Consider the following 18,875-nt stretch of genomic DNA (forward strand, 5'->3'; position numbering starts at 1 on the left):
CGGCGCGTCCCCTGAGGAGGAAGCACCCATGAGTCGCTCCGTACTCGTCACCGGTGGCAACCGGGGCATCGGCCTCGCCACCGCGCGGGCCCTGGCGGCCGAGGGCCACAAGGTCGCCATCACCTACCGCAACGGCGAGCCGCCGCCCGGTTTCTTCGCGGTGCGGTGCGACGTCACCGACGGCGAGCAGATCCGGGCGGCGGTCGAGGAGGTGGCGATCCAGCAGGGGCCGGTCGAGATCCTGGTCTCCAACGCGGGCATCACCCGTGACCAGTTGCTGATCGGGATGCCGGAGGACGACTTCCGGTCCGTGATGGAGACCAACTTCGAGGCGGCCGTCGCGATCACCCGCGCGGTGGTCCCGGCGATGATCAAGGCCCGCTGGGGCCGGCTGATCTACATGTCGTCGATCAACAGCATGTCCGGTGCGCCGGGGCAGACCAACTACGCCTCCGCGAAGGCGGCGCTGATCGGTTTCGCCCGGTCGCTGGCGATCGAGCTGGGCCGGCGGAACGTCACGGTCAACGTGGTGGCGCCCGGAATGATCGAGACCGACATGGTCGAGCACGTCACCGACGCGCGCCGCCAGGCCGCGCTGGCCAGGACCGCGCTGGCCCGCACCGGCACCCCCGAGGAGGTGGCCGCCGCCGTGCGCTTCCTGGCCGGCGAGGACGCCTCGTACGTGACCGCCGGGGTCATCCCGGTCACGGGCGGTCTGGGCGCCGGGCACTGAGCCCGGACCTCCGCCCCCACAGATGTGCCGGGCCCGTCCCGGGCCCGGTCCCCCACAGCTCCACCCTCCGATCCCCCCACCCTCACCGAAGGAGTACGCCATGAGCACCGAAGCACTCGACCTCTCCATCAACATGGGCCTGATCTTCAACGACCTGAGCGAGGAGGCGGCCCTCGCGTACGTCGCCGACGGCTTCGTCGACCACGAGGCCCAGCCGGGCGTGCCGAACGGCCCGTACGGCTACCTCGGCACCGCCCGCTGGGTGCACAGCGCGTTCGAGGGCGCGACCTGGTCGCACCTGGACAGCTTCTCCGAGGGCGACCGCGCGGTGCTGCGGCTGCGCTTCACCGGGAAGCACACCGGTGACTTCCTGGGCTTCGCCGCGTCGGGCCGCGAGGTGGACGTCGAGCAGACCCACATCTACCGGATCGAGGACGGCAAGGTCGTCGAGCACTGGGGCTTCCGCCAGGACCTGCTCCTGCTGAGCCAGATCGGTGCCGTCTCCCTCAAGCCGCCGGTCCCGGCCGCCGTCTGATCGTCCGGCCGGCCCGTCCGTTCGATCCGTCAGTCCGTCAAGTCCGTCAGTCCGTCACTTATTTCGCGTTACGAAGGGACCCGTCATGACCGTGCAGACCGTGGAACTGGACGCCGAACTCCGCACCCACGTCATCGACATCGTCAACGAGGAGCTGGAGCTGGAGGACGGTGAGCTGACCGACGACGGTCTGTTCATCGAGGACTACGACAGCGACTCGCTCACGCTGATAACCGTCGTCTCCCGCATAGAGAAGGAGCTGGGCTTCGTCCTCCCCAAGGAGGAGCTGGAGTCCCTGACCACGCTCCGGGCGCTGCTCCTCGCCGTCGAGGGATGCGCGCGGAATGCCTGAGCCGACCCTGCGCCGAGTCGTCATCACGGGACTCGGAGCGGTCAGCCCGGTGGGAATCGGTGTGCGGGACTTCGCCGATTCCCTCCGGGCGGGCCGGGTCGGCATCGGGCCGGTCCGCAGCTTCGACGCCACCCCGTTCCCCGGCCGCAAGGCCGCCGAGGTCGAGGACTTCGACCCCTCCGCCCTCCTCCGCCACCTCGACCCGGACCGCTGGGGCCGCAGCGCGCTGCTGGCCGCCGCCGCCTCCCGGCTGGCCGTCGAGGACTCCGCCCTCGACCCCGAGCTGCTGAGCGCCGGCCGGTCCGGCTCCATCATGGGCACCACCAGCGGCGAGTCCGCGGTCGCCCAGAGCCTGGGCGGCCAGTGGGTCACCCAGGGCCTCAAGGGCCTGGAGCCCCGTCTGGTCGGCCAGCTGCCCGCCGGGCAGATCGCCGGGGCGGTCAACGCCGAACTCGGCCTCACCGGCGACGCCCAGACCATCCCCACCGCCTGCTCGGCCAGCAACTACGCGCTGGGCTACGCCTACGACATGGTGCGCTTCGGCGAGGCCGACTTCATGCTGGCCGGCGGCGCCGACTCGGTGAACCGGCTGACCCACGCCGGGTTCTACCGGCTCGGCGCCATGGCCGAGGACCTGCCGCGGCCCTTCGACGCCAACCGGTCCGGGATCGTCACCGGCGAGGGCGGCGCGGCGCTGCTCCTGGAACCCCTCGACCACGCGCTCGCCCGGGGCGCCCGCATCTACGCCGAGGTGCTGGGCTACGCCGCCAACTGCGACGCCTCCCACATGGTGCACCCCGACGCCACCAGCATCGCGGAGTGCATCAGGACCGCCCACCGCAACGCCGGCGTCGTCCCGGAGCAGATCGACTACATCTGCGCCCACGGCACCGGCACCCCCACCAACGACGCCACCGAGGTCCGGGCCGTGCGCCAGGTCTTCGGGGAGCGTCCGCCGCCGATCAGCTCCATCAAGTCGATGCTCGGCCACACCATGGGCGCGGCCAGCGGCTTCGGCGCCATCGCCTGCTGCACCGCGCTGACGGAGGACTTCCTGCCGCCCACCGCGAACCTGGTCGAGACCGACCCGGAGCTGGGGCCCGGCGTGGACTGCGTGCCGGGGCAGGGCCGTCCGGCCCGGGTGGAGATCGTCCAGAACCACGGTTTCGCCTTCGGCGGCAACAACGTCATCACCATCCTCGGGAGGTACCTGTGACCACGGCCGCCCCCGTGCAGCCCCTGCCGGTCGTCGGCGCCGGGGTGGTCTCCAGCGCGGGCTACGGACTGGCGCCGCTGGCGGCGCCGGGCGGGGTCCCGGCGCCCGGGTCCGCCGGACCGGACACGGACTACCCGCCGCGCCCGGTCCGCCCGGTCGACGGCTTCCGGGCCGCCGACCACCTCGGGCGCAAGGGCACCAAGATCCTGGACCGGCTGGCCGGTCTCGGTCTGGTCGCCTGCAAGCAGGCCCTGGAGGCGGCCGGACCCGCCGCCGGGACCGACCCGGCCCGGAGCGGGGTCGTCCTCGCCACCAACACCGGGTCCATCGCGGGCTATTCGGACCTGCTGTACGACACCCTGACGCAGGAGAAGCCCTATCTGATCAACCCGGGCAAGTTCGCCGGGAGCGTCATGAACTGCAGCGCCGGGCAGATGGCCATCCGGCACGGGCTGAAGGGGCTCAACGCCACCGTGGCCGGGGGCCGCAGCGCCAGTCTCTACGCCTTCCGGCACGCCCGGCTGGCCATGACGGCGGGGCGGGCCGAGCAGTTGCTCGTCGGCGGCGCCGAGGAGCTGAGCGCCCCGGCCGCCTGGGCCTGGCACCACGCGGGCACCCTGCGCGAGTCCGCCCCGGTCGGCGAGGGCAGTGCCGTCTTCGTCGTCCGGGACCGGGAGCAGCCGGACGAGCCCGTGCTGGCCGAACTGCTGGCCTGCGAGGTCGGTTTCCACGGCTGGACCGGGGTGCGCGGGCGACCCGGACCGCGGCGGGGGCTCTCCGCCGGGCTGGTCCTCGCGGTCGAACGGGCCCTGGAGCGTTCCGGGGTGACCGCCGAGGAGGTGACCGACGTCTCCCTCGGCGCCGGCGACCACATCGGGCTGGACCGGCTGGAGGAGCGCGCGGTGCGCCGGGTGCTGGGACGGCTGCCGGACCCGGTGCGGGTCACCGAGGTCCTGGGCGAGACCTACAGCGCGGGCGGGGCGCTCCAGCTCGCCGCCCTGCTCGCCCGCTGGCAGAGCGTCCCGGGCGGCCGGAGCCCCCGGCTCGGGCTGATCACCTCGGTCGGCCACGACGGCAACGCCGGGGCGCTCCTCGTCCGCGAACGGATCTGACCCCCGTTCACGAACCCACGGGACCGGGGCCCCGCCCAGGGCCTGTCCAGACAGGCCCTACGAGAACAGGACGGTTGAAGCTTCATGGTGCAGCGGGATGAGTGGGACGCCATCGTCGTCGGGAGCGGCATGGGCGGCCTGGTGTGTGCGGCGTACCTGGCCGCGAGCGGGCGCCGGGTCCTCGTGCTGGAGCAGCACGACGTGGCGGGCGGCAACAGCCATGTCTTCCGCCGCCGCCGGGCCTACGAGTTCGACGTGGGCGTCCACTACCTGGGCGACTGCGGGCCCGGCGGCGTGCTGCCGGCGATCTTCTCCGGTCTGGGGCTCGACGGGCGGGTGACGTACCGGGAGATGGACCGGGACGGCTTCGACCGGATCGAGCTGCCGGGCCTCACGATGGACGTGCCGGTGGGCTGGGACGCGTACACCCGGCGGCTGACGCAGGCGCTCCCGGCCCAGCGGGCGGGCATCGAGCGGTTCACCCGGATCTGTTCGGCGGTGGCGGCGGAGACCCGTTCGATGATGCTGTCGGACGGGGAGGTGTCGCTGGCCGATCTGCTGGCGCGGACCCCGGTCACGGCCGAATGGGGCCGCCGCACCCTGTCCGAGCTGTTCGACCACTGCGGGCTGACGCCCCGGGCGCGTACGGTGCTGGCCGCGCAGTCGCCCAACTACGGGATGGGGCCCCGGCAGGCCGCGGTCTCCACCCACGCGGCCGTCACCGACCACTATCTGCGGGGCGCGTACTACCCCGAGGGCGGCGGTCAGGTGCTGGCGGCGGCTCTGGTGGAGTCGCTGGAGGCGCACGGCGGGGAGCTGCGCACCCGCAGCCGGGTGGAGCGGATCCTCGTCGAGGGCGGCCGGGTCACCGGCGTCGGGATGACGGACGGCGCGGTGCACTCCGCCCCGCTGGTCGTCTCCAACGCGGACTACACCCGGACCGTGCTCGATCTGGTGGGCGAGGAGCACTTCGGCCGCCGGGTGGTGTCGCGGACCCGGCAGGCGAAGATGGCGCTGCCGCTGGCCACGCTGTACATCGCCCTGGACCGGGAGCTGCCGGCCCGGCCCAACGCCAATCTCTGGTGGTACCGGGACGACGACATCGAGCAGTACTACGAGCAGGTGGCCAAGGAGAGCATCAGCCCGGTGCCGTTCCTGTTCGCCTCCTTCGCCTCGCTGAAGGACCCGGGCACCCCGGCGGTCTGCCCGCCCGGACACAGCAACTTCCAGGTGATGACGCTGAGTCCGCCCGGCTACGACTACTGGGGGGTGAACCAGGGTCCGGCCGCCGGCGAGCGCTACCGGCGCAACGGGGCCTACCAGGAGCGCAAGGCCGAGCTGACCGAGTCGATGCTGAGCGCCGCCGAGGAGGCGCTGGGCCCGTTCCGCGACCACATCGTGCATCTGGAGACGGCGACGCCGATCACCCACGAGCGGTACACGCTCGCGACCGGCGGCACGCCCTACGGGCTGGCCGAATGGGGCGGTACGGGCAGCCGGCCCGACACCCGCACCACCATCGAGGGACTGCACATGGTCGGCACCAACACCCGGCACGGGACCGGGATCACCGGTTCCGCGGTCGGCGGGATGGCGCTGGCGGGGCAGTTGCTGGGCCGGGGGCTGATGGCCGAGGTCCACCGGGGCGCCCGGCTGGGCGACCCGGACCTGCTGCCCGAGCGGGCGGCGGGCTGGGATCCGCTGGCCGTGTCGCGCGGGGCGGGACGGCGCGGCGCGCGCGGACTGGCCCGGATCGGTTGATCCGGACGCGGCGGAACGGAGAAGCCCCGGGGGGAGATCCCCCCGGGGCTTTCCCGGCTGTCGTCACGCGCCGGGCGTACCGCTCCCGTCCGGGGGCGGGCGCGCGGGGGCGTTCGGACGCGGGCACGCGGAAGGGCCCGTACCGGAATCTCCGGAGTACGGGCCCCTCGGTGCTACTTGGCGCGGCCGAGGCCGAGCTGGGCGGCCCAGCCGCCGTCCACGCGCAGCAGTTCACCGGTGATGTACCCGGAGTCCTCGCCGGCCAGGAAGGAGACCGCCCCGGCCACCTGCTCGGGCGTGGCGAACTCCCGCATCGGGAGCTGGCGCTTGATGGAGCGGCCGCCGTCCTTCTCCAGCAGCCCGCCGATCAGATCGGTGGCGGTGAAGCCGGCGAGGACCGCGTTGACGCGGACCTCGAAGCGGGACAGCTCGATGGCGGCGGCCCGGGTGAAGGCGTTCACCGCGCCCTTGGACGCGGAGTAGTTGGACTGGCCGACCCAGCCGCCCTCGCCCATGACCGAGGAGATGTTGACGATATTGCCCTCGCGCTGGGACATGAAGTGGCCGGCCGCCGCACGGGTGCAGTGGTAGACACCGCCGACGTTGACCTTCAGCACCTCCCACCAGTCCTCGGGGGCCTGGTCGAAGAGCAGCCCGTCGCGGGCCACGCCCGCGTTGTTCACCAGGATGTGCAGTCCGCCGAGGCCGTCCTTCGCCTCGTCCACCAGCCGCTGCGCCTCGTCCGGGTCGGAGACGTCCGCGCGCAGGGCGATCGCCCGGCCGCCGAGCGCGGTGATGTCCTCCACCACGCGCTCGGCCTCGTCCTTGCGGGAGCGGTAGTTCACGGCGACCGCGGCGCCGTCGGCCGCGAGGCGGAGCGCGATGGCCCGCCCGATTCCGCGGGATCCACCGGTGACCAGAGCGGCCCGGCCTTCGAGGCTCATCGAATCGACTCCTTGTCCGATACGGAATTCCAGGGTCCGGGAATTCCCGAATACGCCCGGCCAGGCTATCCAGCAAGGAAGCCGGGAAGGGAGGCCCGACCGCTACCACCTCGGCCTCGCCCGTGTTCCTTTCGGGGTATTCCGATGTCTCCGCACGCTTTTTCAAGTGGTCCGCCGCCGGTTACGGGAATTGGCCTGGCCGCCCTTCCGGGGCCGCTGCGAAGCTCCTTTCACCACGACAGCGAAGGGCGGTAAACAGATGAGGAAGAAAGGCAATTCACCTTCCGTCATCGTCGGATACGGGCACGCGGGCCGCGATCTGCACCACCGGGCACTGCGCGACCTCACCGGCGGCCGGTCGGCGGTGATCGCCGTCGACCCGCGCCCCGCCGAGGTGGCGGGAGGCACCTGGGTGCCGGACGTGCGCGGCGCCGTCGCGGCGCTGTGGGCGGCCGGGCACCGGGTGTCCGACGCCGTCTTCCATGTGGCGGTGCCCCCGGGCGCGCACCGGGACTGCCTGGAGGAGCTGCTGCGCGCGGGTGCGCAGCGCTTCATCCTGGAGAAGCCGATCGCGCACACCGTGCAGGAGGCCGCGCATCTGGTGGAGCTGGTGGAGGCCACCGGGGCGCAGGTGCTCCCGATGAGCGTCTGGCCGGCCAGCCGGGTCACCGAGGCCGCCGAGGAGCTGGTGGCGGCCGGGGCGATCGGCACACCGGTCTCGTACCACATGGAGCAGAGCAAGCCCCGTTTCCGCCGTTCGCTGGAGACCCGGGGCCACGGCAGCGCCTTCGAGGTGGAGCTGCCGCACCAGCTGCTGCTGGCGCTGCATCTGGCGGGCCCGGTGGCCGAGGTCACCGACTCGCGCGGCTGGGACCTGCCGCTGCCCACCGGGCGGCTCGCCCGGCTGGGCGGCGCCGAGGTCGTCCTGCGCCACACCTCCGGGGTCACCACCACCCTGTACACCGATCTGGGCTCCCCGGTGCGCCGCCGCCGGCTGCACGTCCACGGCACCGAGGGCACGCTCGTGGCGGACTACCCGGTCTCCGGGGACGACGACTTCGGCCAGGTCCGGATCGCCGGCCGCCCGGTCCACCAGGTCGTCCAGGACGCCCCGCTGACCCGTTTCATCGAGCAGGCCTACGCCCACTTCCGCGGCGAGCGCCCCGCCCCGCGCAGCGATCTGGCGCTCCATCTGGAGTCCATGGAGCTGCTCGACACCGCGCGCGCCGCCGCGTTCGCCGGGGCCGGCGCCCCTCTCCCCCAGGAGGCGGCATGAGCACCGTCCTGATCATCGAACCGCGCTCGTCCGGCCTCGAACTGGTCACGCGCGCCCATGAACTGGGCCACACCGTCCTCGTCCTGACCTCCGGCACCGAGCCCGGCGCGGTCCCCGACAAGGCCGACCGGACCGTCACCGCCGACACCCTGGACCGGGCCGCCGCGCTCGACGCCGTCCGCGCCCTGCACGCCGAGACCCCGCTGGACGCGGTCCTGCCCGGGTTCGAGCACTTCGTCGAGCTGGCCGCGCACGCCGCCGCGATGCTCGGGCTGCCCGGCATCGACCCGGCGGGCGTGGAACCGCTGCGCCACAAGCACCGGATGCGCCGGGCGCTGGACGCGGCCGGGCTCGACCAGCCGCGCTACCGGGCGGTCTCCCACGCCCGTTCGGCGGCCGCCGCCCACGCCGAGCTGGGGCCCGTCTGCGTGGTCAAGCCCGTGGACCAGTCGGGGAGTCTCGGGGTGCGCCGGGCCGCGTCGGCGGCGGAGGCGGTCGACGCCTTCCGGGGCGCGCTGCGCGCCGCCCGGGTGCCCGGTGCGCGCGGGGCGGGGCTGGTGCTGGTCGAGGAGTACGTGGAGGGGCCGGAGTACAGCGTCGAGGGCTACGTCGAGGACGGCCGGACGCACATCCTCGGCATCACCGAGAAGATCCTCGGCGCGGAGCCGCACTTCGTCGAGGTCGGGCACATCGTCCCGGCCCGGCTGAAGCCCTCCGTCTCCGCCGCCGTGCACACCTACATCACCCGGGTGCTCGCCGCCGTCGGCCTCGGGCTCGGCCCGTTCCACGCCGAACTGCGGATGTCCGATCGCGGCCCGCTGCTGATGGAGGTCGCGGCCCGGCTGCCCGGCGACCGCATCCCCGATCTGCTGCGGCTGGCCTGCGGCCACGACCTGTACGAGATCATGCTCCGCTCCTATCTGGGCCTGCCCAACCCCGAACCGGCCGCGCCGCGCACCGGCGCCCGTGCCGGCATCCGCTACTTCCTGCGCCCCGGCCTCACCGCGTACCGCGAGTTCCGGGTCGATCCGCTGCTCGCCTCCGACCCGCGCGTCCGGGAGATAGGAGTCCTGCTGCCCCCGAACAGCCCCCTGCCCGACCCCGGCAGTTCGTCGGGCCGGCTCGGCTATGTGCTGGCCGCCGGCGCCTCGTACCGGGAGACGGCCGGGGTGCTGGACCGCGCCGAGCACGCCGTCACCTTCGGCTGACCCCGCGCACGGCCGTCGCCGGATCTCCGTACGGCCGTCCCGGACCCCCCACACCCGTCCACCGACCCCGCACCACCGTCCCTGACCCTCCGGAGAACCCGATGAACCGCCATGTCCTGATCCTCAACCGCTGGACCAACTCCTTTGCCGAGTACCACCGTTATCTGGACCACACCACCGACCGGATCGCCTATCTGACCACCCCGGCCGGCCGGGCCCCGCTCGACGCGGAGCAGGCCGAGGCGATCCGCGTCCTGCCCGATCTCTCCGACACCGACGCCGTCCTCGCCGAGACCGCCGAACTCATCGACCGGTACGGCCCGTTCACGCATGTCCTGGCCCTGTCCGAATTCGATCTGGAGCCCGCGGGCGAGATCCGCCGCCGCTTCTCCATCCCCGGACGCGGCCCCGGTGAGGTCGCCGCCGTCCGCGACAAGGTCGTCATGAAGGGCCTGGTCGCGGCGGCCGGACTGCGGGTGCCCGCCTTCCGGGAGACGCCGACGGCGTCCCTGGTCCGGGAGTTCGCCGACGACCACGGCTACCCCTTCGTCCTCAAGCCGCGCGCCGGCGCCGACAGCCAGGGCGTGCACGTGGTGCGCTCGGCCGGCGAGCTGGACGCGCTGCTGACCACCGCCGATCTGGCGGACGCCCAGTGCGAGGAGTTCGTCGACGGGGTGCTCTACCAGATCGACGGGGTCGTGCGGGGCGGCCGGCTGCTCACCTCGCGCGCCTGGCGGTGCGGCGGCAGCTGCCTGGACTTCGCCACCGGCACCGCCTTCAGCTCCGTCGCCAACGACGACCCGGTCTTCGAGGCCCGGGTGACCGCCTTCGCCGAACGGGTCTGCGCGGCCCTGGACCTCACCGACGACGTCTTCCACCTGGAGGTCTTCCGCACCCCGTCCGCCGACGGCGAGGACGGTCTGGTCTTCCTGGAGATCGGCGCACGGGCCGGCGGCGGCCAGGTCCGCTTCGTCTGGGAGGAGGTGTACGGGGTCGACCTCGTCGCCGCCTCCGCGCGGGTGCAGCTCGGCGAGGAGCCGGCCGTCGCGCCGATGGACCTGGCCGGGCCGGTCGCCGGCTATCTGATGATGCCCGAACCGCCGGTCCGCCCGGCCGTCGTGGACGCGGTGACCTCCCTGGTGGGGACGGTGCCCGCGCTGTACGCCGAGACGCTGCCGCCGCCCGGCACCGTGCTCAGCGGCAACGGCGGCGCCGTGCACACCGCGGGCACCTTCCGCTTCCGGGCCCGTTCCTCCGCCCAGGTGGACGAGGCGATCCTGCGGACCCTGGACGCCTACCGGCTCGACTGGCACCCGCTGGACGAGCGGCGGCCCGTCGGAGCCGGGGCCCGAGGCGTTCCGGAGGTCTCCGATGACCTCGGCTGAGCTCCTCGACCGGGCCGGGCCCGGCGCCTCCGGAGAGCCGCCCCGGGGACTCTGGCACCACCGCGACTTCCGCCGGCTGTGGGCCGGGCAGACCGTCTCGCTGCTCGGCTCCCGGGTCACCGAACTGGCCCTGCCCGTCACCGCGATCGTGCTGCTCGACGCGGGCCCGGCCCAGCTGGGACTGCTCAACAGCGCCCAGTACCTGCCGGTGCTGTGCGTCACTCTGTTCGCCGGGGTGCTGGCCGACCGGGTGCGCCGCCGTCCGCTCCTGATCGCCGCCAACCTGGGGCGGGCCGCGATCCTCACCGCGGTGCCGCTGCTGGCCTGGCTCGGCGGGCTCGGCGTCTGGGCGCTGTGCGCGGTGGCCTTCGCCACCGGGGTGCTCACCGCCCTGTTCGACGTGGCCTACCAGGCGTACGTCCCCTCGCTGGTCGCCAAGGAGCGGCTGGTCGAGGGCAACAGCAAGCTCCAGGCCAGCCGCTCGGTCGCGGAGACCGCCGGACAGGGGCTCGGCGGCACGCTGATCCAGGTGCTCACCGCCCCCGTGGCGATCCTCGTCGACTGTCTGGGCTATCTCTTCTCCGCCGCGATGCTGCTGCGCATCCGCACCCCGGAGGAGCCGCCGGCCCGTGCGGAGGGGACCCGCCCCTCGGTGCGCCGGGAGATCGTCGCGGGACTGCGGATGACGCTCAACAGCCGCCTGCTGCGGGTGATCATGGTGCACGCCTCGCTGTACAACCTGCTCTGGGACGTGGTCCTGGTCGTCTTCCCCCTCTACGGCATCCGGGTGCTGCACCTCGGCCCGGCCGGGCTCGGCGTGATCATCGCGGCCGGCAGCATCGGGGCGTTCGGCGGGGCCCTGTCCGCCGGGCGGCTCGGGGAGCGGCTGGGCACCGGCCGGGCCATGGTGGCCGGGATGCTCGTGGCCTCCGCCGCGACGCTGCTGCTGCCGCTGGCCCCCGGCTCCGGCTCCACCACGGGGCAGGTGCTCCTCGGTGCCGGATACGTCCTCAACGGCTTCGGCATCGCGGTCTTCAACATCCACTCGATCACCCTGCGCCAGGCGACCGTGCCGCCCGAGCTGATCGGCCGGGTCAGCGCCACGTTCCGCTTCCTGACCTGGGCGGTGATCCCGCTGGGCGGGCTGCTCGGCGGACTGCTCGCCGCCGCGGCCGGGCCGCGCACCGCGCTCGCCCTCACGGCGGGCGGGCTGACCGCCGCCGCGCTGGCCTTCCTCTGCTCGCGCACCGCGATGCGCTCCTGAGCACCGGCCACGCCCGGGGGCCCTCCGGCCCTGACAGCATGGGCCCGCGCCCCACCCCGCGCACCACCCGCCCCGTTCCGGATCCAGGAGGAAACGTGTACATCAAGGTCTGCGGTCTCAGCCGTCCCGAGGACGTGGCCGCCGCCGTCGAGGCCGGGGCCGACGCCGTCGGCTTCGTCCTCACCCCGAGCCCCCGCCGGGTCGCCCCGGACACCGCCCGCGCCCTGGCCGCCCTGGTCCCGGAGGGCATCGCCACCGTCGCGGTGTTCCGGGGCGAGCCGCTCGACGAGGTCCGCAAGGCCGCCGCCGACGCCGGGGTCACCACCGTCCAGCTCCACGGCGACGAACCACCGGAGCACTTCGCGGCGCTGCGCGCCGACGGCTTCCGGCTGGTCCGGGCCACCTCGCCGGGCAGCGGGGCACCGCTGGAGACCGGGGCGTACGGGGAGGACCTGCTGATCGTCGACTCGCCCCGGCCCGGCTCCGGGGAGCGCTGGGACCCGGCCGCGCTGGGCGCCGCCCCCACCGGCTCCTGGCTGCTGGCCGGCGGGCTCGGGCCGGACAACGTCGCGGCGGCGGTCACCGATCTGCGCCCCTGGGGCGTGGACGTCTCCAGCGGGGTCGAGGCCTCCCGGGGGGTGAAGGACCCGGCCCTGATCACCCGGTTCGTGGCGGCGGCCCGCGCCGCCGGCTGACCCCGGGGCGGTGCCTCCTTGAGCGGACGCGCTGTCACCTAAGGCGGATTGAGGGGGTGCCGGTGCGCCGTGCACGATCGGATGGCCGTTCCCGGACGCGTACGGGCCGCACCCTCCATCGGTGCACGGCATCCGTCCACCGCACCCGCCGAACCATCTGGGGGATCCATGTGGCTGCCCGCTTCCGGGAAGCATCGTGACTTCATCGAGCGCTATCTGAGCCTGCACGAGCGGTACACCTCGGGACGGCTCGATGAGGAGGAGTGGCGCGCCTGGGCGCGGGGGCAGCTGCGCGAGGTCGTGGCGCTCGCCCAGGACGGCTCCCCGTTCTACGCGAAGCGCCTGGCCGGGGTGCGGGCGGAGACCCTGGACCTGGCGGACGTGCGCACCCTGCCCTTCACCACGAAGGACGATCTGCGCACGGCCATGGCCGACGTGCTGAGCCGCGATCTGGACGAGGCCTGCTTCTACTACGAGACCACCGGCACCACCGGCCCGGCCACGCCCTGTCCGCGCGACGCCCGTGAGGTGATCGCCTCCAACGCCCATGTCACGGAGGGCTGGCGGAACATCTTCGCGGACGTCTTCGGCGACCGCGCCCCGCGCGTCGGCGTGATGGGCCCCACCGAGGTGCACTCGCTCGGCGACACCCTCGGCGACGTGGCCCGCAACCTTGGCTGCGCCGTCGCGAAGATCTGGCCCTACTCCCCCGTCATCGGCTTCCCCAAGGCGCTCCAGCTGATGCGGGACCTCGCCCTCGACGTGGTGTTCTGCACCCCGAACGTGGCGCTCTCGCTGGCCGCCGCCGCCCGCGCCGAAGGGCTCGACCCGCGCCGGGACTTCGCCGTGAAGGTCTTCCTCGTCACCGGCGAGATGTGCACCCCCGACCTGGCCCGCCAGATCGACCAGGCCTGGGGCGCGCGGACGTACAACGCGCTCTACGGCTCCCAGGAGACGCTGGTCGTCGCCTCGGCCTGCGCCCGCGGCCGGCTCCACCTGGCACAGCCCAACTACCTCGCCGAACTGGTCGATCCGGACACCGGGGCACCGCTGGGCGACCGCGGCACCGGCGAACTGGTCGTCACCATGCTCGTCGACGGCATCAAACCGCTGATCCGCTACCGCACCGGCGATCTGGTCCACCTCGCGGACAACGACTGCGGCTGCGGCATCCACGGCCCGGTGATCCGGGTCGTCGGCCGCACCCGGGACCGCATCGTCCTCGGCGGGCACAGCTTCCAGGCCTGGCAGATCGAGCAGGCGGTGCTCCGCCGCATCGACCACAGCCTCGGCTACCAGGTCGTCATCGACCGCGACGGGCACGGCGAGGACATCGTCACCGTCCGCCTCGACCTGCCAGGCGGGGCCGAACCGGGGCTGGAGGCCGCGCACGCCGCGCGGGTCGCCGACGCGCTCGGGGTCCGCTGCCGGGTGGAGCTGCCCGAGGCGCTGGACCCGGTCACCACCACGGGCGCCTTCGTCAGCTGGAAGGCCGCCCGCATCCACGACCGGCGCACCGCCGTCGACCACGAGACGGCCGCCGCCCGCCGGCTGGCCGGGGCCCGGGGGCACCGGTCATGACCGAGCCCCTGCTGCACCCGCTCGGCCTCGACACGGACACCGACCACACCCCGTTCCCGATCCTGTGGGAACCGGCCCGCATACCCCACTCGCCACTGCTGCGCCCCGGCATCCTGCGGGTCGGCACGCTCGGCCCGCAGGGCACCACCTCGATGGTGGCGCTGGACCGGCTCGGCCACCGGCTGGCCCATCTGGGCGGACCGGACGTGCACGCGGTGCCCTACGACTCCTTCGAGGAGCTGCTCGCCGCCGTCAGCAGCGGCGGCGGCCCCGCCTACGCCCTGGTGCCGGCCGCCGCCGAGTGCGCGACCCGCTTCTTCTGGTCGCCCCGGCTGCGCCTGGACGCCACCTTCTCCACACCCACGCCGCAGTACGGCATCGCCGCCCGGCCGCCGGGCCTGCGGGAGGGCATCCTGCGCCTGGCGACCCTGCACGAGACCCGGCGCCTGGTCGAACTGCTCGACGGGGCCGAGGGCGGCCGGGGCGGCTACGACATCGCCTGGGTGCCCGCCGAGTCCACGATCCACGCCGCGCAGCTCGTCGCGGAGGGCCGCGCGGACGCGGCCATCACCAATGAGCCGGGCCGGGCCGCGCACCGGCTGAGCTTCCAGGTCTCGCGGCCCGGCGTCCCCATGGTGTGGCTGATCTTCGGGCCCGCCGTCCTTCCCCGTCCCTCCACCGCCCCGGGAGCCCGCCGTGACCGCTGACCGCCGTCTGCTGCTGCACGACGTCACCGTCCAGGAGGGGCTGGGCCGCGCCTCGCTGCCCGCCCGCTCGGTGCTGCTCTCCGGGGAGCGCGTGGAGGCCGTGCTGCCGGCCGGAGAGGCGCCCGCCGAGGGCGACTTCGTCCGCTGGGAGCTGGGCGGTGCCACGGTGCTGCCCGGGATGACGCTGGGCCACACCCATATCGCGTACGTGAACGTCACCACCGGCCGCGAGACGCTGTTCAAGTACCGGGTGCCCGAGGTCGCGCTGCACGCCGGGGCGCACGCGGCGGGGCTGCTGGACTGCGGCTACACCGCGTTCGTCGGGGCCGGTTCGGTCGCCGGGATCGACATGGCGCTGAAGAACGCCATCGAGGCCGGTGCGATACCGGGGCCGCGCATCACGCCGTGCAGCCGGGACCTGATGGTCTCGGGCCCGCCCGGCCGCCGCTCGCCGGAGCTGAAGGAGCGCATGCCGCGCGAACTGATGCCCGTGGTGGACGTGCTGGGCGATCTGGTGAAGTACACCGAGGAGGAGATCGACGAGGGCGCGGAGATCATCAAGGTGTTCTCCTCCGGCGACGACACCTTCCCCAACGCCCGGTCCGACGAACTCCTGTTCACCCGCGAGGAGCTGACCACGGTCGTGGAGACCGCGCACCGGCGCGGGGCCCGGGTGCGGGCGCACTCGCGGGGCCTGGAGGGCATCCGCAACGCGCTGGCGGCCGGGGTCGACGTGATCGACCACGCCACGTACGCGGACGACCGCGCGCTCGAACAGATCGCGGAGCGCGGGATCTTCGTGGTGCCGAGCCTCTTCCAGCCGGACCGCCTCCTCGCGCTCGGCGAGCGCTTCGGCAAGGCCCCGGACTATCTGGAGTCGCTGGACTTCCGGGACGAGATCGAGAACACCCTGCGCTTCCTGCCGAGGGCCGAGGAGCTGGGGCTGAGGATCGTGCCGGGCGACGACTTCGGTTTCGCCTGGACCCCGCACGGCACCTACGCGGACGAGCTGGTGATGTACGTGGAGCGGGCCGGGATCGCGCCCGAGACGGTCCTCAAGTGGGCCTGCGCCCACGGTGCGGAGCTGGCCGGGCGCGGGGCTGACGCCGGTGTCGTGGCGCCGGGGCGGCTGGCCGACCTGGTGGTCTGGGACCGTGATCCGGCCGCCGACCTCACCGTGCTCCAGGACCGGTCCGCGCTGCGCACGGTGCTGATCGGCGGCCGCCATGTGGCCGGTCCGGTGGCGCCGCCGGCGGGCTGACGCCGTCCTCGCGGACCACCCGTGTTCCGGGCCGGGCCGTTCATCCCGTCGGGGTGAGCAGCCCGGCCCGCTCGTTGCGGGGCAGCGACAGCAGCCGGGCGGTGTCGCCGCGGCCGTTGTGCGGCAGCAGCAGGATGCGCAGCAGGTCGATCATCCGGTCCATGAGCCCGCGGGCGGCGGCCAGGCCCTCGGTGTCCTCGCCGGGGGCGAACTGGTCGTGCACGAAGGCGGGGAAGCCGCTGCCGGGCACGATCATCCGGTTGAGCAGGATGTTGTCGATGAGCTGGCCGTAGACCCGGTCGTGGCTGTAGCGGCGGCCGGTGACGACCGCGCCGGCCACCTTGTTGGCGAGCGGCCGGTCGAACCGCAGATGGCCGACCCCGGCCCGCTCGATGAAGTTCTGCATGGACCCGGCCAGCCCGAAGCCGTGCACGGGGGCCGCGTAGAGCACCCCGTCGGCCCGGATCAGCCGGTCCACCAGGGCGGGCACGTCGTCGTCCTGGGCGCAGGGCAGCGTACGGACGTTGCAGTCGCCGCACGGGCCGCAGGGTCCGATGTCGTACTCGGCGAGCGGGATCACATCGAGGTGCACCCCGTGCTCGGCCGCCTGGGCGGCCAGCATGCGCAGCACCCGGGCGGTGAGTCCGTCGGGGCGTTCCGATCCGTTGAGGGCGGCTATCGACGCCCACGGGCCGCGGTCGACCATGGCGGTATCCCTTCGAGGAAGTTGCTGAGGAAGGCGGACCCGGTCCGGGTGGTGATGGACTCGGGGTGGAACTGGACGCCCTGGACGGGCAGTTCGCGGTGGCGCAGCCCCATCACGCAGCCGTCCTCGCGGGCCCGTGCGGTGGCCTCCAGGGCCGGGGGCAGCGGGTCGGCGACGGCCAGCGAGTGGTAGCGGGTGACCTCGGTGCCGTCGGCGAGGCCGGCGAAGACACCGGTGCCGTCGTGGTCGAGGCGGCTGGTCTTGCCGTGCACGGTGCGGGCCGCGCGCTCGACGCGGCCGCCGTAGGCGAGTCCGATGGCCTGGTGGCCCAGGCAGATGCCGAGCACCGGGACCCGCCCGGCGAAGTGCCGCACCAGCTCCGGATGGCCGGAGTCGGCCGGATGTCCGGGGCCGGGGCCGAGCACCACGGCGTCGGGGCGGCGGGCCGCCAGTTCGGCCGGGGTGTGCGCGAGGGCGGTGACGACCTCGGTACGGGCACCCAGCTCGCGCAGATAGTGGTCGATGATGTGGACGAAGCTGTCCCGCGCGTCGACGAGCAGGATCCTCATGCGGTCAGCTCCTCGCCGGTCAGGGCGGTGTGGACGGCGCCCATCTTGATCAGCGTCTCGCGCCATTCGCCCTCGGCGGAGGAGTCGGCGACGACCCCGGCGGAGGCCTGGAGGGCGTAGGTGCCGGTCGCGGGGTCGTGGACGGCGGTCCGGATGCACAGGGCGAGCGTCGCGGCCCTTCCGCGTACGTCGATGAGGCCCAGCGCGCCCGCGTAGGCGCCGCGCGGGCGGTCCTCGATCTCCTGGATCAGCTCCATGGCGCGGACCTTCGGCGCCCCGGTCATGGTGCCCGCGGGGAAGGTGGCGCGCAGCGCGGACCAGACGTCCTCGCCCTCGGCCAGTTCGCCCCGGACGGTGGAGACCAGATGGTGGACGTGGGCGAAGTGCTCGACGGCCATCATCCGTTCGACGGCGAGGCTGCCGGGGACGCAGACCCGGGCCACGTCGTTGCGGCAGAGGTCGACGAGCATGATGTGCTCGGCGCGCTCCTTCTCGTCGGCGCGCAGCGCGTCCACCCGGCGGGCGTCCTCGGCGGGGTCGGCGGACCGCGCGGTCGTCCCGGCGATGGGCCGCATGGCCAGGGTCCGGCCCTCGATCCGCAGCAGCAGTTCCGGGCTGGCCCCGACCAGGGTGCGCCCGGCCCACGGGACCAGGTACATGTACGGCGAGGGGTTGCCGGCCCGGAGCCTGCGGTAGGCGTCGACGGGGTCCAGCGGGGTGGTCACCTCGATGCGGTGGCCGATCTGGATCTGGTAGACGTCACCGGCCCGGATGTGCTCCAGGCAGCGTTCCACGCGTGCGGTGAACTCCTCGCGGCGTACGGTGCGGCGCACGGCGTGCGGCCGGGGCGCGGGCGGCACGGGGCCCCCGTCGCCGTCCGGCAGCGACCGCACCAGCGCGGTCAGATCGCCGCCCAGCAGCCCGCGGTCACCGAACTCGGGCGCACTGGCGAGGAGTTGGTGCTGCTCGCCGGTCTCCAGGTCGTAGGTGACGACGTACCGGAAGAGCGTGAGGGTGATCTCCGGGTCGTGGCCGGGGGCGAGCGGCGGCAGCTCTTCGAGGTGCCAGGCGGCCTCGTAGCCGAGGACGGCGAGGAAGCCGAAGGCGTGGCGGTCCGGGGGGACGTCGGTGTCCACGGCGAAGGCGCCGTTCAGCGAGTCCAGCAGGGCGCGCACGCTTCCCGCGCCGCGTGCCGCGAGCGGGCTCAGCCGCTCCACCAGCTCCGGCACCCCGTCCAGGGCGACGTTCCCGTCCCGGACCGTGATCCGGGCCAGGGCATCGGCGCCGACGGCGGCGACCCGGCAGTCCTCGTCGGGTCCGGCCAGGCTCTCGAAGAGGAACACCTGGTCCTCGCCGAGCAGCCGGCGCAGCGCGGTGCCCAGGGCGAGCGGGGTGTGCGGTGGCAGCGGGGTCCGCTCCACGGTCACCCGCAGCGGTGCGGGGACCGCCCGGGGCGGGGCGGCGGGCTCGACTGCGGTCATGGTCATCGTGGGCGGTCTCTTTCCGGTGCGTGGGTCCGTCAGCGGCGTACCGCCAGCCAACCAATCGCACCGGTGCGCCCGGCAGTCCA

General features: G+C 73.8%; 18 protein-coding genes. 14 read left to right on the plus strand and 4 right to left on the minus strand.

Annotated features, from left to right (window positions below):
• Nucleotides 1–28 precede the first annotated feature (28 nt).
• From fabG to ACZ4FH_RS31205, 6 genes are all read left to right on the plus strand, one after another.
• Entirely contained in the window at nt 29–733 is a 705-nt protein-coding gene (fabG, locus tag ACZ4FH_RS31180) for a 3-oxoacyl-ACP reductase FabG (RefSeq protein ID WP_467309126.1), read from the plus strand.
• Between the two features lie 100 nt (nt 734–833).
• Nucleotides 834–1,268, plus strand: coding sequence for an ester cyclase (locus ACZ4FH_RS31185; RefSeq protein WP_467309127.1), 435 nt, complete (start codon nt 834–836; stop codon nt 1,266–1,268).
• An 85-nt stretch (nt 1,269–1,353) separates the two neighbouring features.
• Entirely contained in the window at nt 1,354–1,620 is a 267-nt protein-coding gene (locus ACZ4FH_RS31190; protein WP_467309128.1) for a phosphopantetheine-binding protein, read from the plus strand.
• Nucleotides 1,613–2,836, plus strand: coding sequence for a beta-ketoacyl-[acyl-carrier-protein] synthase family protein (locus ACZ4FH_RS31195; protein WP_467309129.1), 1,224 nt, complete (start codon nt 1,613–1,615; stop codon nt 2,834–2,836). Before ACZ4FH_RS31190 ends, ACZ4FH_RS31195 begins: the two co-directional genes overlap by 8 nt.
• Entirely contained in the window at nt 2,833–3,948 is a 1,116-nt protein-coding gene (locus ACZ4FH_RS31200) for a beta-ketoacyl synthase N-terminal-like domain-containing protein (RefSeq protein ID WP_467309130.1), read from the plus strand. The genes ACZ4FH_RS31195 and ACZ4FH_RS31200 overlap by 4 nt, the downstream gene beginning before the upstream one ends.
• A gap of 84 nt (nt 3,949–4,032) precedes the next feature.
• A complete protein-coding gene (locus ACZ4FH_RS31205; RefSeq protein ID WP_467309131.1) occupies nt 4,033–5,709 on the plus strand; it encodes a phytoene desaturase family protein in 1,677 nt (558 codons plus the stop codon).
• Nucleotides 5,710–5,882: 173 nt separating this feature from the next.
• On the opposite strand, the gene ACZ4FH_RS31210 is transcribed toward ACZ4FH_RS31205, so the two are convergent.
• Nucleotides 5,883–6,653 (minus strand): 3-oxoacyl-ACP reductase family protein, encoded by a 771-nt coding sequence (locus tag ACZ4FH_RS31210; protein ID WP_467309132.1) that lies wholly within the window; start codon nt 6,651–6,653, stop codon nt 5,883–5,885.
• A 259-nt stretch (nt 6,654–6,912) separates the two neighbouring features.
• Between ACZ4FH_RS31210 and ACZ4FH_RS31215 the strand changes: the two genes are divergently transcribed.
• The 8 genes from ACZ4FH_RS31215 (at nt 6,913) to ACZ4FH_RS31250 (ending at nt 16,030) form a co-directional block, all read left to right on the plus strand.
• On the plus strand, nt 6,913–7,929 hold the full coding sequence (locus ACZ4FH_RS31215; RefSeq protein ID WP_467309133.1) for a Gfo/Idh/MocA family protein: 1,017 nt from the start codon (nt 6,913–6,915) through the stop codon (nt 7,927–7,929).
• Nucleotides 7,926–9,137 carry an ATP-grasp domain-containing protein gene (locus ACZ4FH_RS31220; RefSeq protein ID WP_467309134.1) on the plus strand — a complete coding sequence of 404 codons (1,212 nt, stop codon included), beginning with the start codon at nt 7,926–7,928 and terminating at the stop codon, nt 9,135–9,137. The genes ACZ4FH_RS31215 and ACZ4FH_RS31220 overlap by 4 nt, the downstream gene beginning before the upstream one ends.
• A 101-nt stretch (nt 9,138–9,238) precedes the next feature.
• Nucleotides 9,239–10,522 (plus strand): ATP-grasp domain-containing protein, encoded by a 1,284-nt coding sequence (locus tag ACZ4FH_RS31225; RefSeq protein WP_467309135.1) that lies wholly within the window; start codon nt 9,239–9,241, stop codon nt 10,520–10,522.
• Nucleotides 10,509–11,786: an MFS transporter gene (locus tag ACZ4FH_RS31230; protein ID WP_467309136.1), complete on the plus strand. Its 1,278-nt coding sequence runs from the start codon at nt 10,509–10,511 to the stop codon at nt 11,784–11,786. Before ACZ4FH_RS31225 ends, ACZ4FH_RS31230 begins: the two co-directional genes overlap by 14 nt.
• A gap of 95 nt (nt 11,787–11,881) precedes the next feature.
• Nucleotides 11,882–12,481, plus strand: a complete 600-nt coding sequence (locus ACZ4FH_RS31235) for a phosphoribosylanthranilate isomerase (protein WP_467309137.1) — start codon at nt 11,882–11,884, stop codon at nt 12,479–12,481.
• A gap of 168 nt (nt 12,482–12,649) precedes the next feature.
• Nucleotides 12,650–14,062, plus strand: a complete 1,413-nt coding sequence (locus ACZ4FH_RS31240; protein WP_467309138.1) for a phenylacetate--CoA ligase family protein — start codon at nt 12,650–12,652, stop codon at nt 14,060–14,062.
• A complete protein-coding gene (locus ACZ4FH_RS31245; RefSeq protein ID WP_467309139.1) occupies nt 14,059–14,769 on the plus strand; it encodes a type 2 periplasmic-binding domain-containing protein in 711 nt (236 codons plus the stop codon). The genes ACZ4FH_RS31240 and ACZ4FH_RS31245 overlap by 4 nt, the downstream gene beginning before the upstream one ends.
• Nucleotides 14,759–16,030, plus strand: coding sequence for an amidohydrolase family protein (locus tag ACZ4FH_RS31250; RefSeq protein WP_467309140.1), 1,272 nt, complete (start codon nt 14,759–14,761; stop codon nt 16,028–16,030). The genes ACZ4FH_RS31245 and ACZ4FH_RS31250 overlap by 11 nt, the downstream gene beginning before the upstream one ends.
• Nucleotides 16,031–16,070: 40 nt before the next feature.
• Here ACZ4FH_RS31250 and ACZ4FH_RS31255 read toward each other — a convergent pair whose 3' ends face one another.
• The 3 genes from ACZ4FH_RS31255 to ACZ4FH_RS31265 are packed head-to-tail and all read right to left on the minus strand — an operon-like array spanning nt 16,071 to nt 18,792.
• Nucleotides 16,071–16,736 (minus strand): flavodoxin family protein, encoded by a 666-nt coding sequence (locus ACZ4FH_RS31255; protein ID WP_467309141.1) that lies wholly within the window; start codon nt 16,734–16,736, stop codon nt 16,071–16,073.
• Nucleotides 16,706–17,305 carry an anthranilate synthase component II gene (locus ACZ4FH_RS31260; protein ID WP_383650661.1) on the minus strand — a complete coding sequence of 200 codons (600 nt, stop codon included), beginning with the start codon at nt 17,303–17,305 and terminating at the stop codon, nt 16,706–16,708. Before ACZ4FH_RS31260 ends, ACZ4FH_RS31255 begins: the two co-directional genes overlap by 31 nt.
• Nucleotides 17,302–18,792, minus strand: a complete 1,491-nt coding sequence (locus tag ACZ4FH_RS31265; protein ID WP_467309142.1) for an anthranilate synthase component I family protein — start codon at nt 18,790–18,792, stop codon at nt 17,302–17,304. Before ACZ4FH_RS31265 ends, ACZ4FH_RS31260 begins: the two co-directional genes overlap by 4 nt.
• Nucleotides 18,793–18,875: the final 83 nt, after the last annotated feature.

The organism is Streptomyces sp. NPDC024555 (genome assembly GCF_055559335.1).

Bases quoted from the DNA above. Each gene is read 5' to 3' on its own strand.
- fabG (WP_467309126.1), top strand. From the start codon at position 29: ATGAGTCGCTCCGTACTCGTCACCGGTGGCAACCGGGGCATCGGCCTC.
- ACZ4FH_RS31185 (WP_467309127.1), top strand. From the start codon at position 834: ATGAGCACCGAAGCACTCGACCTCTCCATCAACATGGGCCTGATCTTC.
- ACZ4FH_RS31190 (WP_467309128.1), top strand. From the start codon at position 1,354: ATGACCGTGCAGACCGTGGAACTGGACGCCGAACTCCGCACCCACGTC.
- ACZ4FH_RS31195 (WP_467309129.1), top strand. From the start codon at position 1,613: ATGCCTGAGCCGACCCTGCGCCGAGTCGTCATCACGGGACTCGGAGCG.
- ACZ4FH_RS31205 (WP_467309131.1), top strand. From the start codon at position 4,033: ATGGTGCAGCGGGATGAGTGGGACGCCATCGTCGTCGGGAGCGGCATG.
- ACZ4FH_RS31210 (WP_467309132.1), bottom strand. From the start codon at position 6,653: ATGAGCCTCGAAGGCCGGGCCGCTCTGGTCACCGGTGGATCCCGCGGA.
- ACZ4FH_RS31215 (WP_467309133.1), top strand. From the start codon at position 6,913: ATGAGGAAGAAAGGCAATTCACCTTCCGTCATCGTCGGATACGGGCAC.
- ACZ4FH_RS31220 (WP_467309134.1), top strand. From the start codon at position 7,926: ATGAGCACCGTCCTGATCATCGAACCGCGCTCGTCCGGCCTCGAACTG.
- ACZ4FH_RS31225 (WP_467309135.1), top strand. From the start codon at position 9,239: ATGAACCGCCATGTCCTGATCCTCAACCGCTGGACCAACTCCTTTGCC.
- ACZ4FH_RS31230 (WP_467309136.1), top strand. From the start codon at position 10,509: ATGACCTCGGCTGAGCTCCTCGACCGGGCCGGGCCCGGCGCCTCCGGA.
- ACZ4FH_RS31240 (WP_467309138.1), top strand. From the start codon at position 12,650: ATGTGGCTGCCCGCTTCCGGGAAGCATCGTGACTTCATCGAGCGCTAT.
- ACZ4FH_RS31245 (WP_467309139.1), top strand. From the start codon at position 14,059: ATGACCGAGCCCCTGCTGCACCCGCTCGGCCTCGACACGGACACCGAC.
- ACZ4FH_RS31255 (WP_467309141.1), bottom strand. From the start codon at position 16,736: ATGGTCGACCGCGGCCCGTGGGCGTCGATAGCCGCCCTCAACGGATCG.
- ACZ4FH_RS31260 (WP_383650661.1), bottom strand. From the start codon at position 17,305: ATGAGGATCCTGCTCGTCGACGCGCGGGACAGCTTCGTCCACATCATC.
- ACZ4FH_RS31265 (WP_467309142.1), bottom strand. From the start codon at position 18,792: ATGACCATGACCGCAGTCGAGCCCGCCGCCCCGCCCCGGGCGGTCCCC.